The following is a 15,651-nucleotide window of genomic DNA, read 5'->3' as shown; positions in this document are numbered from 1 at the left end:
CCTTCATAAATATTTTCATTTTCATCAATCCTTTCACTGGAAATTACTATCATTTTATCAGAATATTCCACCGAAAGAAGAGGTTTTTGAACATTTAATAGAGAATCTCTATTAAATATTTCTAGAAATTTACAGTTGGAAAAAAGAAAACTAATATTTTTATTTATAAAATGAAATGGAAAAATAAAAAATTATGAAAAAAAGGCGATATAATCTAAAAGAACTACCAAAATCATTAAATAAGAACTATAATTATGAATTAAAGAATGCAAATTTTCCGAAAACGCACTAGAAAAGAATCACTAAATAGAAGTTGGTGGGTAGATGGTAAAAATAGAAGATACAAATGTACTAGGTTCAATGCAATTGACTGTAGAAGAATTACAAAATATTAAAGTTGCATTAGACGAATCGTCCATTTTGGCAGTTACAGATCAAAAAGGCATTATCACAATTGTAAATGACCGATTTTGTAAAATTTCCAAATACGAACGTTGTGAACTCATTGGTAAAGATCACCGTCTTTTAAATTCAGGCTATCATCCCAAAACTTTTTTTAAGGAAATGTGGCGTACGATAGGTTCAGGAAAGACATGGAACGGAGAAGTGTGTAACCGCGCAAAGGATGGTTCAATCTATTGGGTACAGACGACGATTGTACCGTTTTTGAATGCGAAAGGAAAGCCCTATCAGTATATTTCGATTCGTACAGATATTACCGCACAAAAGAAGATTGGGGAAATGATACATATTGCACACCATGATGATCTGACAGGACTGCCAAATCGCCGGATGTTGCTTAATGATTTAAAAACGCTAATCGAAGTTGAACAACAGCCATTTTCACTCATGTTATTTGATGTCAATCGGTTTAAAAATATAAATGATGGTTTAGGGCACCATGTCGGGGATATGTTTTTAGCAGAAATTGCGGAGCGAACAAAAACATTGACTAGTCCGTTTATAACTTTTTATCGTTTGAGCGGAGATGAATTCATCTGTATTTTAAGAAATTCAGATCTACTGGAAAGTGCTGCAGAGGATATACAAGCACTATTTAAAAGCCAATTTAATTTAAATAACCATACTTTTTATGCTTCGATCAGTATCGGGGCGGTAAATTACCCGGAACATGGCTATTCGGCACAAGACATTTTAAAATATGCTGATATTGCGATGTATGAGGCGAAAAAAAGCAATAACAAAGGTTTTGTCATTTATAAAAAGCAACAGCGTTTTTCGTATAATCAACTACTAACATTGGAAACAAAGTTACATGATGCCATTAAAAAAGAGGCATTTGAACTGTATTATCAACCGAAAGTGAATTTGCAAACAAATAAAATTGAAGGCATGGAAGCCCTGATTCGCTGGTTTGATGATGAGCTTGGTTTCGTACCACCGGATCAGTTCATACCATTTGCGGAAGAGTTTGGTTTGATCAGTGATATTAGTGAGTGGGTTATTGCTAAAGCAGGTCGCCAAGTAACAGAATGGAATGAACGATATAATTTAAACCTCCGTGTGGCTGTTAATATTTCACCGAACCATTTGAAAGCAGAAAACTTTATTGTGCGCTTAAATCGAATTTTACAGCAGCATGAAATTTCTCCAAGCGCACTGGAAATCGAGATAACAGAAATGAGTTTCTTAGATCAAAATTCAGATTTGCTCCATACGATCAAGCAATTAAGTGAAATGGATATTACGTTAGCTATTGATGATTTTGGGACTGGCTATTCCTCATTAAGCTATTTAAAGAAATTTCCGGTAGATTTATTAAAAATCGACCGTACGTTCATTCACGAAATGTATAAGAACAACGCAGACATTGCCATGGTTTCCGCGATGATTTCTTTGGCACGGGCACTTAATTTAAAAGTAGTGGCGGAAGGTGTTGAGGAACATGCAGATTTACACCTTTTACGGGAATTTGATTGTGAATTTGTACAGGGTTACTATTATAGTCGTCCTTTAACAATTGATGATTTTTCAAAACGTTTAAGTGAAAAAGGGATACTCGTGTAAAAAATCCACGCAGATTGCTGATACAATTTGCGTGGACTTCTTACGACTTGAGTGTAATACTTGGATTGATTTCAAGAAGCTTTTTTACAAACAGCTCCTTTTCTTTTGGGGATATAAGAATGACCTGAATATGCGGATCAAATGTAATTTCAATACGGTCGATCGACATTGCCGGAGCCGATAGAGGATTTTTCGATGGACGCAAGCTTCGTATTTGCTTAATCGGAATTCGCTTTTTATAAATACCACCGTAAACGATGAGTTCATCCGCTTCAATTACGTATTTGGTACCGAAAAACAGTATGCATAATAAAACAATAATGAATGCCGTAACAAGCAGTAAAACAGCACTTGGCTCGGTAATGACCCCGTATATCATTGAGGATGGCACAAGAATAAATATGAACGCCATCCAAATATCCACTTTTGATTTAAAAGCCACAAAAAAGCACCCCTTTTACTTAATAGCTTATAACAAAGAAGCGGAATTAAAAATAGAATTCCAGCAATAGGGGACTTTATGGTTATTTAATTCCATATTTCCGGTCCAATGTCACAAGACGTGCATCGTCGTTCGGTCGATTCATAATTAAATCAGCAATTATTTGGGAACCAAGCATGCTATAAACCGTGCCGTTCCCTCCAAATCCAAGCAGGTAATAGTGATTTGGCTGTTCTGGGTGCTGTCCGATGAATGGTAGATGGTCTAATGACTCACCGAAGGAAGCACAATATTTATACGGTGCATGAAAGGTTTCGCCAGGTATTAATTCATGAAGTTTATCAAGCAGCATATTTGCCATTGCTTCCACTTTTGATTCATGCTTGGCAGGATTGGCTTTTTTTTCGTCTAATCCTCCGATTATAATGCGGTGATCTACCGTTTTTCGCATATACAAATATGGGCGGGCAGTTTCCCAAATGAGTGCATTTTCATACCAGCTCTCAAAGGTTGGTTTTTGCTCTGTCACAATCGCATAGGAACGGTTAATGTCAGCCCCCTTCATTTTTCCATAAGGAAGACGATCATATCCGGTCGTGTATATAATACGGGATGTTTTAAAAATGCCGTTCATTGTGTGCAAAATAATGTCATTTCCTTCGTCCTCTATAATATTGGCGTACGTATTTTCAAATAAATCTAGTCCTTTAGTAATAAGCTGTTCAGTTAACGAAACAACGAATTTGTAAGGGTTCATTTCCGCATCATTATTTGTGTACAGAGCAGCAGGTGCTTTAAATGGTAAGCGCTTTTCTACGACAAGTTCATTCCAAAACTCAGCAGAGAATCCGTGCTTTACTAAAATCTCGCATTCCTGCTCAAGTTTTGATACGTCTTTTTTTTCACTGGCAAAACAGATGCTCGGACGTCGAATGAAATCTGCCTGATCTTTTAACGGCTGGGCAGTTTTTTCAAGCTGGTCAACTGCCTCCAAGCATAGTTTATAAAAACGTACAGCATCCTCTTCTCCAATTAAATCGCAAAGTTCGTGTAATTGAATATCATTTGAATATTGAAGTAGTCCTGTATTGGCCGAAGTACTGCCTGAGCCGAGTTCATTTCGTTCTATAACGGCTACTGATAATCCTTCATCAATTAGTGCTTTCGCCGTCAATATCCCGCTCATTCCCGCACCTACGATAATCGCGTCATAATGAGGTTTAATTGGTGGGTTCGTGTGCGGTTCTTTTACAAGTGTAGTCGGCCAAAATAATAAACCATTGTGTAATTCCATAAATAGTTCCCCCTTTATTCATCTAAAGAATAGTTCCCGCTCGTGCCCCTTTCTAATCTTGAAATATTTAATAACTTAATTTTGGGGTAAAGGGGAAAGAATAGTAATTAAAAGGAGGGGTATGATGGATCCTTATATATTCGGACTTTTCACGATTGCCTATATTGCCATCTTCGTCTGGGGAATGGCAAAACATAAAAAAACTGCATCCGCCATTTTATTTTTAGTTATTGCTGCCCTAATTTATGATAATGCAATATTAGCTTTAGGCCATGTTATCGGAGAGGGAGAGCTGCTTGAAAACCTAAGTTATGGAAGATTTTGGCTCCATGCAATATTCACACCTACTTTAATACTTTTTTCCCTGTTTATAATGAAAGAGGCAAACCTTCATTTTGCCTATAAGGAATGGGTTTCGTTTACATTTGGCGCTTTATGGGTTGTTGCAATGATTGTTGAATATTTTGCGGAACTGAGTGGGCTGGAACTAGCGCCGGAGGAATCGTATGGTGTACTAAGCTACAGTACAACAGAAGCAGCTTCTGGACCGCCCCCAATGATTTTGATTGTTCTTGTGGCCTTATTAATCGCTGCGATCATGCTTGCCCGGAAAAGAAAATGGTGGTGGATGCTTGTCGGTACAATTGTTATGACAATCGGTAGTGCAGTTCCGATTGATATTGGTAGTGACGCGATTACAAATGCCTTTGAGTTAGTATTAATCGCGACGTTAATGTGGACGGCAATCCATTATTCGAACGACAGACCATATAGAAGGTTTTAACGAACGAAAATTGTGCTGAGGATAAATCTTAGCACAATTATTTTTTGTACACTACCTTGCAATGAACAGTAGTGTTTGCTACACTATTCTATATTAAATAGTAGTGAGGTGAAATAATGAATCCTCAATTTAAAAAAGGCGTGTTGAATTTATGTGTCCTCGCCTTATTAGAAAAGAAAGATATGTATGGATATGAGCTTGTGCAAGCAATTTCTACACAAATTGAAATATCAGAAGGAGCGGTATACCCGCTGTTACGCAGGTTAACAAAAGACGGTCTTTTTACAACATATTTAATGGAATCAACAGAAGGCCCGCCGCGTAAATATTATCAGATTACCGAACTAGGGATTGAACAACTACAGAGCTTACGTAATGAATGGGAAAGTTTTATTTCGGGTGTAAATACTTTAATTCAAGGGAGCAAATAAAAATGAATGAACAACAGTTTTTAGATTTACTTGATAACCATTTAGTAAAATTACAACAGCAAGAAAGAGATGACATACGCAGAGACTTTGAAGAATACTTCGAAAATGGCCGTGCAGAAGGAAAGACAACTGAAGAAATTATAAAATCATTCGGAAATATTGAAGAGCTGGCTGAAGAGCTCCTTGCTTCATATGATGAAGAAGACTTTATGGAACATGTGGCGGTTATGAAAAATGATAAGCCAATTCCGTATCGAAATGTAGATATTGAGGCTAATGGTGTGAATGTTGTAATTGTTCCAACTGATGCTGACGAGGCACTTATTGAAACAAAGGATAAGGACCAGTTGACTGAAGCATCCATGCTAATAAAAGATGACACACTTTTCATCTCTATAAAGCGTCAGGAGCAGGTCCGTCGTTTTTGGTTCATTACAATAGTAGGGACAATCAACACAATTGATACAGTGGTTTATCTGCCTAAAAAACAGTATGAAAAGCTTGTGATTCATAATGACAATGGACGGATTAAGGTGTCTGAAACTATCGCACAGCAATTTTATCTAAAATCAGATAACGGCCGTATTTTAACAGACCATATTCAAGGGAAAGTTCTTGATGCTCATTCGGCTAATGGGCGAGTGGTGCTTACAGAAACGAATATTGAACATGTAAAAGCTAGTTCCAATAATGGAAGGATTATTGCAGAGGATGTAATGGGTCAAGAGCTTCAGTTAGAATCAGATAACGGACGTGTTGAGATTAAAAATGTGGTAGGCAAAATTCATGCGCAGTCACGAAATGGCCGAATTGTTGCCCAGCTAAAATCTGTTCAATCACCATTGAATTTTGTATCTGATAATGGGCAAATCATATTAAGTACAGAAGGAAAACTTCAAAATATTGAAATTGATAGTTGGACAGCATGGGGATCCGTATCCATTTATAATGAAAAAACATCGCATTATTCCCATGGCACTAAAGAACACACAATTCAATTAAAAACGAGCAATGGGAAAATTACGGTGGAGGATCTTTTAGCACAGTAATCTATGTAAAAGTTAGAAATTCATCGGTACAATCCGTATAATAAAACTAATGATAGTTGAAATGGAGTCGTTAACGATGAAAACATTTAGCTTTAAATTATTTGGTGGCTATAAGGTGTCGCTTGATAAAACGGATATAACAATTGACTATGCTGGCGAAAAGTTTCTATTTATAAATAAATCAAAGCCTAGGATGAAAACAATTTCATACAATGACATATTGAGAGTCGATTACAAGGAAGCCGGTATGACATTCGGCTATGTGCGTCTCATTACAGCAGAAAATGCCCCATATGTAAGCAGTACGTATGTTGCTCAGCATGATGAAAACGCCTGGATGGTTGAAAAAGATGAAATTAGTTTTTTAAATGAAGTATTGGATATCTTGAAAAAACATTGTAAGCATATACAGTTTGCTCAATTGAAAGCTTAGAAATGAAATACAGCACGTCAAAAGTAAATTAACTTTTGGCGTGTTTTTCTATAGGGGGAAAAGTGCTGCGAAGTTTCCTTCGAGCACTTTTCATGCTAAATCACTTGCATTTTAGACCATAGCTGCTTGTAGTATGAATGTGAGTTAATAAGCTCCTCGTGTGTACCTGCGCCTGACAGCTGCCCGTCTTCAAATAGTAAAATCTGGTCGGCATTTGTAATTGTAGAAAGACGATGTGCGATAATGACAGTCGTTCGGTTTTTCATCAATGCCTGTAAAGCAAGCTGGACTTCACGTTCAGATTCATTGTCCAAATTCGATGTCGCCTCATCAAGCAATAATATTTGAGGGTCGCGTAGAATCGCACGGGCAATTGCAATCCGTTGCTTTTGGCCGCCTGATAGTTTAATGCCACCTTCACCAACTTCGGTTTCGAGTCCTTGTTCAAGTGCAATTACAAAATCGTAGGCATATGCTGCCCGCAATGCTTCCACAACTTGGTCGTCTGTTGCATCGTGTTGACCATACAAAACATTTTCACGAATCGAGCCATTCATAAGGGGGGCGTCTTGCGTCACATAGCCAAACAGTTTCCGCCATTCGTATAAATCATACTGTTCAATAGTTGTCTGCCCATATAAAATTTTGCCCTCTGTTGCTTCATAAAAACGCTCGATTAATGAAAACATCGTCGTTTTCCCGCCGCCACTACTGCTAACAAATGCCGTTGTTTTGCCAGAGGGAATCGTAAAGTTCATTCCTTTTAAAATGGGCTGGTCAGCATATTGAAACTTTACATTTTGAAAAATAATATTTTGTGCAGACGCAGGAATTGAAAGGCCGGATATCTTTTCGGTTGCCTGCGCAATGATTGCTTGAATACGTTCTGTTGCACCAAGTGCTTTCTGTAATGCTGTAAAAAATGTTGCCATTTGTGTAAAGGGAATGATGATTTGCACAAGGTAAATCATTATCGCAACAAGCTCCCCTGAAGAAATCGCTCCTGAAGATACTTGTGTGCCCCCATATCCGAATAAAAGTATTAGGACAATCATCATAATGAGTGTCATGATCGGGGATAAAATAGCCAGGATTTTCGCTTCTTTTAAACCAAATCGGTAAAGCTGCTCAATGCGAGTTTCACCACGTTCTTTTTCCAAAGTTTCGGTTTGCGAAGATTTTACAAGTCGGATATTAGATAACACACGTCCCAGGTGTCCACTGAATGAAGCAAGCTCATCCTGATTAGCCTTGGCAATCTTATGCATTTTTTGTCCAAGTGGCAATGTCACAAAAATTGCAAGAGGTACGGCGATTAACATAAGCAGAGTCATTTTCCAGTCAATCCACAGTAAAATGGCAATCGCGCCGATAATAGAAAAAATGCCCGATACAAAGCTTACGAGATGGTCGGTCACGAGTTCTTTTACGACACTCGTATCTTGCGTAATACGGCTCATCGTTTCACCGGATTCGTGTGCATCAAAGTAAGGTGTTTTTAAATATAAAATATGCTGCCAAAGTGTGTTTCGTAAATTCGCAACAATCCGTTCACCGAGCATACGCATTAGAAAATAGGTAAAACCACTAAGAACCGCCTGCACGACTAAAATAAGTGCAACGGCAGTGACTGCTGTCCATGCAAAACCTGTCGTCGAAAAATCGTTGATCATATTCATTGTAAATAATGGTACAGCAAGCGAAGCAAGTGTTTCGATAATACTTAATACAAAAACAATGATGACGAGTTTTTTGGGGAATTTACTTTTTTTAATGAGCTCCCATAATTGCTTTAGTTTAACGTTCATGTAATAACCTCCTCTAATATGTTCAATCTTGCAGCTTGCTCCAATAGCCAATTTTCTTCTTCACTAGTAAGCGGAATCGCAAAAAGCCAATTATCAAAATCTACGGTTGCATGCTTTTCAAATTCCTGTGCAATACTTTTGGTTAATTCTTGCGGAATAATAGAAAATAGCCGTTCGATCAGTTCTTTTAGCATCGTGTCTTCCGGTGGAGCCTGATAAGCCTGCTTAATTTCATGGAGACTTTCAATATAACGTCGATTTATTTCGATAAAATTTATATCTAGAAAATTGTATATACGTTCAATAAGCGGCTCTGAAATATATTGCCTCAAATAATCCTTTTGCGCATCCTCTGTCAGTAAACTGTGAATAATGAGCAGTAATGTAGTAGAATCAACGGCGATATTTCCCTGATGGATATGAATAGCTGTATCAATCGTTGCAAGCATTTGTTCCAGCTGCTTTTTCTTCTTTAGTAACTGCAATTTTTGATGTTCCAAAGATTGGAGCAAAGAATCATCTTTTTTGAGCAGCTCTTTAATTTCCTCTAGAGAATAATCAAGATATTTGAAAGTCACAATTTTTTGGACAGTTATGATATTAGCGTCATTATAATAGCGCTGACCGCCTTCAGAAATACGGGCAGGTTTTAGTAACCCCTTTTCTCCGTAATAACGTAAAGTCCGAATTGTAATGCCGGTCTTTTTAGAAAATTCCCCGATTGAATACATATTCCTCACTCCTTATATGTAGTATAAAAGCTGACGTAACGTAACATGCAATAAAAACGTTTGAAAAATATTAATATAATGAATTCGCTGTTAACTAAAAGGAGCCTGTAGTACAAAAAAATAATGTGCTAACTTAGCGAAAGTTGTCACATTATGTTTCACGTGAAAAAATTCCAACTAAAAATGAACCAATTATATAAGGCTTAATAATAAAAATTTGTAAAAATCTAAAAATAGTGACGAAATAACATAGAAAAAAATTACAATAAATACTATTATATTTAGAAAGAAAGGTAAAATCATACAATTCTAGGTAAAATTTAATACTATAGGGGGCTAAGTGGAAATGGAGCGTAGGAATATGAATATAATCAGGAAAGTTTTAATTCAATTTGGGGTAATTTGTCTGTTGGTTGCGGCTGCCGCAAATACAGGCTATGCCCAAATATTTACGGATGTGAAAAGTGACTCTAAACTTAATGAAGAGCTTACAGTGTTAAATAATTTAGGTGGAGTAATACAATCGCCAAATGGTACTTTTCGTGCCGATGATCCAATTACGCGGTATGAAGTGGCGGAGTTTATCGTACGCACACTGCAAATCGATTTAGAAATGAGTGCAATTCCTACATATTTAGACATTCCGGCAGAAGATCCTCGAATGCCTGTCATTGCAACAATTACTGAGCTTGGGATGATGACAGGGTATGAAGGGAAGTTTAATCCGGATGCAAAATTAACGCGTGCACAGGCGGTGAAAATATTGGCACCTGCGTTTCAGTTATCTGGACAGACAACCATTCCATATTCGGATATTACAAAAAATCATAGTGCAGCAACTGCGATTGAAGCTTTAGTAGCAAACAAAATTGTATTCCCGGCAAAAAACGAAAAGTTCAATCCAAGTGATATGATGACGCGCGGGAATTTTATTTCGTATCTTGCAAGAATAGTTGAGCCATCACTAAGACCTACCGAACCTGAACAGCCTGTGTTCCAAAGTTGTGTAAAAGAAGAGGCGAAAAAACGTTATGTAGTCGATGTCGCAGTAACGAATTTATGGAATAAACCTAACCAGGCACGTGCTGTTGATTACCCTTCGACAAAAAATCCGGTAGAAATGCAAAAATGGATTTCATCATTAAGCCTGTCGCAAAAGAAATGGCTCGTTGGACGTACGGATACCCAGGCATTATATGGCGATGAAGTAACGTTGCTTGAAACAAAAGGAAAATGGCAACGTATTGCGGCAAAAGATCAATATGTACCGTATTTAAAAGCAGGTTATCCTGGATGGGTTCCACAGTCTCATGTTGTGGCAACGAATAAAAACTATGATGACTGCGCCATTGCGATTGTTACTGTAGATAAAACGAATCTATTAGAAAAAGATGCGAAAACAAAATATTTACAAATTAGCTATGCAACAATTTTGCCGGTCATTGATGAGACTGCGAAATATTATTATGTAGAGACACCAGGTGACGGGGTTAAACTATTAAAGAAAAGTGCAGCCAAATCGCATACATCCTATAGCGAAGTTCCAAAACCGACAGCTACTACAATTATTAATGAAGCGAAGCGTTATTTGGATTTACCGTATCTATGGGCAGGAACCTCTTCGTGGGGCTATGACTGCTCGGGTATTTTATATGCAGTATTCCGTACACACGGCATCATGATTCCGAGGGATTCATTCTATCAGGCAACTGGTGGGAAAGCCATTGCAAAGAAGAATTTAAAGGCGGGGGACCTTGTATTCTTTGCGTATAATGGCGGCAAAGGGAAAGTGTACCATGTTGGACTTTATATCGGTGACGGTAAAATGTTACATGCACCACATTACGCATCAAAAGTAAAAATCGAATCGATGAACAACGGTGTTTACAAAAAGAACTATTCAGGTGCAAGACGTTATCTATAAAAGCAGGCATATTTAAATGAAATTTTCCGTTTCTTTTTAACTTACATGACAAAGTATTTAGTGTATTGTTAGGAGTAAGTTGGGTATAAGTAAGGAATAAAGGAATTTTAATAAGGAGGCATATTATATGAATCCATGGTTTTTAGCAGCTCTCGTTATATTAGGAATTGCTGTAGTTCTGTTAATCGTCTGTATTGTTGCAGTAATTGGACCGATAAAAAAAGTTGTAACTCTGTTATTGGCACATGCTGAAGGAATGAAAAATCAGCTGAACCCAATTCAAACGGAAACAACAAAATTAACAACAACAGTCGATCGTATGAAAGCAGATATCGAATTTAAAAAAGAATCTGTCCAGTCTGTCATTCAATCTATCAAACATACAGGTGATGTATTAAACCAAGTGAGTGATGTCTCACACGATGCGACTGCGAAGGTTATGAAGAAAGCGAACAATGATCCAAACAGACAAGCCGAAGTAGAACGTTGGACCAATACTGCAATGGGTATTATTCAGCGGAAAGCATAATGGGAAAGGGATGTATAATTTTATACATTCCTTTTTTATTTTCATTCAGTATTGAAAATGAAAAAATGGCCAATTGAATATGAACGCAATTTTATATGTAAGCGTTATTATTCTGTACTAGAACAGAACTTGCTGGCTTACTGTTTATTCTTCTGTTTTTTGTTTAAAACCTTGAATCCAGGACCTTCACAAAGTGTTCAAAGAAATCAGATAAATTATGAACACATTGTGAAAAGAGGGATTTTAAGGTTTCATTTTAAATAAATTAGAGTAAAATAGAAAACAGAAAGAGTGTTATATAACAATTTGCAACTGTCACGGAACAATCGACTATTTATAATACAGTTTTATAAAAAAGGAGAATGAAACATGTGGGTAGTAACGGTATTTAACAATATAAACGATATCCGTATATTCGAATATACGACAAAAAATGAAGCGACGTCCAAGTTAGAAAAATATACAAATGCAATCTTATCATATACAAAATAAAGACTTTAAAAGGAGCGGAAACAATATGTGGGTAGTAACAGTGTTCAATAATCCAAATGACATTCGTATGTTCGAGTACACAACGAAAAGCGAGGCTGCTGCATTTTTAGCGAAATACAAAAATGCTGTGCTGTCATTTACAAATTAATTAAAGAAAGGTCTATGTAGGAAGTGAAAGCTTTCTGCATAGGCCTTTTTATTTGTAAGGTAATATCGAGAGAAGAAATGTCTATTTTTCTCGTTTATAAGAAGGATCATATGTTAATCGAGAATGGCAACTATTAGAAAGAGTACTAGCTGTCAGTTAAAGTGTGAGGGAAGAATATTAGTTATAGGATAATTATCTCCATTAAAATGGAATATACAAAAATAATGTATTATAGACAAAATTTTATTTTAAAGGACGATTTTCTTGTATTAACAATATTGATGCTTTACTGTGTGACATTAATTTGTAGGTTTTAAAGAAGAATTCCATGAATTTAGGTCGCTGAAGGTTGACGAAATATTACTAATATAAGATAATTCTAGATGGTAATAATAATTATTTTATAATAATTATTTCATTGATATATGTATAGGAGGAATTTTAAAATGGCATTAATCGGTAAAGAAATCGCACCATTCGCAGCGAAAGCATTCCAAAAAGGTGAATTCATCGACGTAACTTCAGAAAACTTCAAAGGACAATGGTCAGTAGTATGCTTCTACCCAGCAGACTTCACATTCGTTTGCCCAACAGAGTTGGAAGACTTACAAAACGAATATGCTACTTTAAAATCTTTAGGAGTGGAAGTTTACTCAGTATCGACTGATACACACTTCACTCACAAAGCATGGCACGATACTTCTGAAACAATTGGCAAAATTGAGTACATCATGATTGGCGACCCATCTCATACAATTTCTAAGGCATTTGACGTATTAAACGAAGAAGATGGTTTAGCAGAGCGCGGTACATTCATCATCGATCCAGACGGTATTGTACAAGCATTAGAAATTAATGCTGGCGGCATCGGCCGTGACGCTTCGATTTTAGTGAACAAAATTAAAGCAGCTCAATATGTACGTAACAATCCAGGTGAAGTTTGCCCAGCTAAATGGGAAGAAGGCGGCGAAACTTTAACACCAAGCTTAGATTTAGTAGGTAAAATCTAAGAAATCAATTACGCCTTTGCGTAATTAAATAACAACAAGTAAGCGACAAAAAACAACCGTTACGGCTTGATTTTTGTCGCTCTGTTTTTAAATAGGGAAAAGAAAGGTAAGCTCTCTATCTTCTAATTTAATATGAAAGAGGTGAAGGGTTTGCTGTATTAGAGAGAGAATGGCCGCTTATTTTTCGGGAGAGAACGGTAAGTGGTGTTCATACAGCAGCTTGTGCAGTGTTAGATAATCAAATTAAAGCGCAATTACAACAGTATTTATCAATGCTGGAAGGTGATTTATTAATTAAAGTGAGTGTTAATGACGACAAGACATCGCAAGAAATGCTCAATTTAGTTGAAGAGTTGGAAAAGATGTCTCCTCGTATTACGGTGCAACATGCTTTATTAGAACGTACACCAAGTTTCAGTATTAATAAAGTAGGCGAAGGAGAATCTGGTATTACATTTGCCGGGTTACCACTTGGTCATGAATTTACATCATTAGTTTTAGCGCTTTTACAAGTTTCAGGACGTGCACCAAAAATTGATGCAGCAGTTGTAAAGCGTATTCAGGCGATCAAACAGCCGTTGAAGTTTGAAACGTATGTAAGTTTAACTTGTCACAACTGCCCGGATGTAGTGCAGGCGTTAAACATTATGGCGGTTTTAAATCCGAATATCTCGAACACGATGGTCGAAGGTGGAGCATTCCAATCTGAAATTAAAGAGCGAGATATTATGGCGGTGCCTACTGTATATTTAAACGGCGAAAACTTCGGTGGTGGTCGTATGGAGCTGGAAGATATTTTAACAAAGTTAGGTGAAGTATCAGACGGCTCGGAATTTGCAGATAAAGAAGCTTTTGATGTATTAGTAGTAGGTGGCGGTCCTGCCGGTTCTGCAGCCGCTATTTATTCGGCGCGTAAAGGGATTCGTACAGGTATTGTAGCCGATCGCTTCGGTGGTCAGGTTAACGATACGTTATCGATCGAAAACATTATTGGAACAAAGGCAACAGAAGGTCCGGCATTTGTATCAAGCTTAGAAGCGCATGTATTAGACTATGATATCGATGTGATGAAATCCCAACGTGCTGCAAAGATCGAGAAAAAAGATTTTATTGAAGTAACGTTAGAAAATGGCGCGGTATTAAAAGGGAAAACAGTTATCCTTTCTACGGGTGCTCGTTATCGTCAACTAGAGGTGCCTGGTGAGGAAGAATTTAAAAATAAGGGTGTTGCGTATTGTCCGCATTGTGACGGTCCGATTTTTAAAGGGAAAGATGTAGCGGTAATCGGTGGCGGTAACTCTGGTGTAGAAGCGGCTATCGACCTAGCGGGTATTGTAAATCATGTTACGCTAATACAGCGTAACAGTGAGTTGAAGGCGGATAAAGTGTTACAAGAGCGCGTTTACAGTTTAAAAAACGTTACAGTCATTACGAATGCTTTAACTACTGAAATTACAGGAACGGATAAAGTGAATGGTTTAATGTATAAAGACGTTGCTACTGGTGAAGAAAAGCATATTGAATTACAAGGTGTATTCATTCAAATTGGTTTATTGCCAAATACAGAGTTCCTTAAAGGGACGGTAAACATGAATGCGCATGGTGAAATTATTGTAGATAACCACGGGGCTACAAATATTCCGGGAGTCTTTGCTGCAGGTGATTGCACGGATACGGTGTATAAGCAAATTGTCATTTCAATGGGTTCTGGCGCAACAGCAGCTTTAGGGGCATTTGACTATATGATTCGAAATGTTGATTCACGTGATTTTGTAAAAGCATAAATTGAAATCCGTTGTACGTAAAATCGTGCAACGGATTTTTTTGAACGGTAGAATAATGAAGAGTAGATAAAACTTTAATTGAAAGAGGAGTTGATGGGAATGGTGAAAAGGGAAAGGACATTGCGCATTTGTCCGGTGGGTCATCGGTATTATAAAAGTACTGATTGTGGAACATGCCCTAAATGTGAGCAGGAGAATAAACCGTCAGAAGGATTTTTATCTCGCTTATCCTCACCTGCATGTAATGCGCTGATAAACGCAGGGATTACCGAGTTGGCGCAGCTTGCTGATTATACGGAAAAAGAAATTTTAAAATTGCATGGTATTGGACCTGCGACATTGCCCACATTAAAACATGCGTTGGCAGAGAAAGGCTTAGATTTTAAAAGTTAAGAAGACATGTATTTGAAAGTAAAAGTGTAACGATCTCTTTTTTCGGGTAAAGGATAGGAGACTATTCGAAAAGGAGGCTTTTATCAATGAGAGACGAAAAAATAAAGCATAAAAAGCTTGATAATCCGGATTTATTAAATACCGAAAAGGAAAGCATTTTCGATATAGATGAGGAAATGAAATTTGTGGATCCAATCCCGGTGGAAGAATTAAATGATCAAGTAAAAGATGAGAAACATAATGCAAACACGAAAACGACATCAGGCAGTGAACGTAAAAACCAGCCGGATGAAACGAAAGATGCGTAAAGTTAAAAATCAAAAAACAGTATATACAGTCTAAAGATTGACCATTTTGCGAATAAGCAAAGT

The 15,651-nt window shown here is 37.1% G+C and carries 17 protein-coding genes; 13 read left to right on the top strand and 4 right to left on the bottom strand.

All coding sequences use genetic code 11. The features are described 5' to 3' along the window. The first annotated feature begins 324 nt into the window (after window positions 1-324). Window positions 325-2,028, top strand: coding sequence for a GGDEF and EAL domain-containing protein (locus MKY07_RS18660; protein WP_008405907.1), 1,704 nt, complete (start codon window positions 325-327; stop codon window positions 2,026-2,028). Window positions 2,029-2,068: 40 nt separating this feature from the next. On the opposite strand, the gene MKY07_RS18655 is transcribed toward MKY07_RS18660, so the two are convergent. Then, window positions 2,069-2,470 (bottom strand): PH domain-containing protein, encoded by a 402-nt coding sequence (locus tag MKY07_RS18655; protein ID WP_339263339.1) that lies wholly within the window; start codon window positions 2,468-2,470, stop codon window positions 2,069-2,071. A gap of 82 nt (window positions 2,471-2,552) precedes the next feature. Further along, a complete protein-coding gene (locus MKY07_RS18650) occupies window positions 2,553-3,764 on the bottom strand; it encodes an FAD-dependent oxidoreductase (RefSeq protein ID WP_008405905.1) in 1,212 nt (403 codons plus the stop codon). A gap of 124 nt (window positions 3,765-3,888) precedes the next feature. Between MKY07_RS18650 and MKY07_RS18645 the strand changes: the two genes are divergently transcribed. From MKY07_RS18645 to MKY07_RS18630, 4 genes are all read left to right on the top strand, one after another. Further along, a complete protein-coding gene (locus MKY07_RS18645) occupies window positions 3,889-4,548 on the top strand; it encodes a hypothetical protein (RefSeq protein ID WP_008405904.1) in 660 nt (219 codons plus the stop codon). A gap of 116 nt (window positions 4,549-4,664) precedes the next feature. Beyond that, window positions 4,665-4,979 carry a PadR family transcriptional regulator gene (locus tag MKY07_RS18640; RefSeq protein ID WP_008405902.1) on the top strand — a complete coding sequence of 105 codons (315 nt, stop codon included), beginning with the start codon at window positions 4,665-4,667 and terminating at the stop codon, window positions 4,977-4,979. Window positions 4,980-4,981: 2 nt separating this feature from the next. Then, a complete protein-coding gene (locus tag MKY07_RS18635) occupies window positions 4,982-6,028 on the top strand; it encodes a DUF4097 family beta strand repeat-containing protein (protein WP_339263338.1) in 1,047 nt (348 codons plus the stop codon). 76 nt (window positions 6,029-6,104) lie between these two features. After that, entirely contained in the window at window positions 6,105-6,461 is a 357-nt protein-coding gene (locus tag MKY07_RS18630; protein WP_008405898.1) for a hypothetical protein, read from the top strand. A gap of 95 nt (window positions 6,462-6,556) precedes the next feature. Here the strand turns inward: MKY07_RS18630 and MKY07_RS18625 are convergent, their stop codons facing one another. Both MKY07_RS18625 and MKY07_RS18620 read right to left on the bottom strand, forming a co-directional pair. Beyond that, on the bottom strand, window positions 6,557-8,269 hold the full coding sequence (locus MKY07_RS18625) for an ABC transporter ATP-binding protein (RefSeq protein WP_008405897.1): 1,713 nt from the start codon (window positions 8,267-8,269) through the stop codon (window positions 6,557-6,559). Continuing rightward, on the bottom strand, window positions 8,266-9,000 hold the full coding sequence (locus MKY07_RS18620; RefSeq protein ID WP_339263337.1) for a MerR family transcriptional regulator: 735 nt from the start codon (window positions 8,998-9,000) through the stop codon (window positions 8,266-8,268). Before MKY07_RS18620 ends, MKY07_RS18625 begins: the two co-directional genes overlap by 4 nt. Before the next feature lie 346 nt (window positions 9,001-9,346). On the opposite strand from MKY07_RS18620, the gene MKY07_RS18615 reads away from it, so the two are divergent. The 8 genes from MKY07_RS18615 (at window position 9,347) to MKY07_RS18580 (ending at window position 15,588) form a co-directional block, all read left to right on the top strand. Then, window positions 9,347-10,924: an NlpC/P60 family protein gene (locus tag MKY07_RS18615; protein WP_339263336.1), complete on the top strand. Its 1,578-nt coding sequence runs from the start codon at window positions 9,347-9,349 to the stop codon at window positions 10,922-10,924. A gap of 127 nt (window positions 10,925-11,051) precedes the next feature. Then, window positions 11,052-11,453 carry a DUF948 domain-containing protein gene (locus MKY07_RS18610; RefSeq protein ID WP_008405894.1) on the top strand — a complete coding sequence of 134 codons (402 nt, stop codon included), beginning with the start codon at window positions 11,052-11,054 and terminating at the stop codon, window positions 11,451-11,453. A gap of 369 nt (window positions 11,454-11,822) precedes the next feature. After that, the gene (locus MKY07_RS18605; protein WP_008405893.1) at window positions 11,823-11,945 is read left to right on the top strand and encodes a hypothetical protein; all 123 of its coding nucleotides are present in this window, start codon (window positions 11,823-11,825) and stop codon (window positions 11,943-11,945) included. 25 nt (window positions 11,946-11,970) lie between these two features. Beyond that, window positions 11,971-12,093, top strand: a complete 123-nt coding sequence (locus tag MKY07_RS18600) for a hypothetical protein (protein WP_008405892.1) — start codon at window positions 11,971-11,973, stop codon at window positions 12,091-12,093. Between the two features lie 446 nt (window positions 12,094-12,539). Next, window positions 12,540-13,103 carry an alkyl hydroperoxide reductase subunit C gene (ahpC, locus tag MKY07_RS18595; protein WP_008405891.1) on the top strand — a complete coding sequence of 188 codons (564 nt, stop codon included), beginning with the start codon at window positions 12,540-12,542 and terminating at the stop codon, window positions 13,101-13,103. Between the two features lie 227 nt (window positions 13,104-13,330). Next, a complete protein-coding gene (gene ahpF / locus MKY07_RS18590; protein WP_008405890.1) occupies window positions 13,331-14,887 on the top strand; it encodes an alkyl hydroperoxide reductase subunit F in 1,557 nt (518 codons plus the stop codon). Window positions 14,888-14,986: 99 nt separating this feature from the next. After that, entirely contained in the window at window positions 14,987-15,280 is a 294-nt protein-coding gene (locus tag MKY07_RS18585) for an RNA polymerase alpha subunit C-terminal domain-containing protein (protein WP_008405889.1), read from the top strand. 86 nt (window positions 15,281-15,366) lie between these two features. Continuing rightward, entirely contained in the window at window positions 15,367-15,588 is a 222-nt protein-coding gene (locus MKY07_RS18580; protein ID WP_008405887.1) for a hypothetical protein, read from the top strand. Window positions 15,589-15,651 lie beyond the last annotated feature (63 nt).

The sequence above is a fragment of the Solibacillus sp. FSL W7-1472 genome, assembly GCF_037969775.1.
Lineage (GTDB): Bacteria > Bacillota > Bacilli > Bacillales_A > Planococcaceae > Solibacillus > Solibacillus silvestris.
The sequence above is the reverse complement of the archived record's forward strand: the minus strand, read 5'-3'. Positions and strand labels throughout refer to the sequence as shown.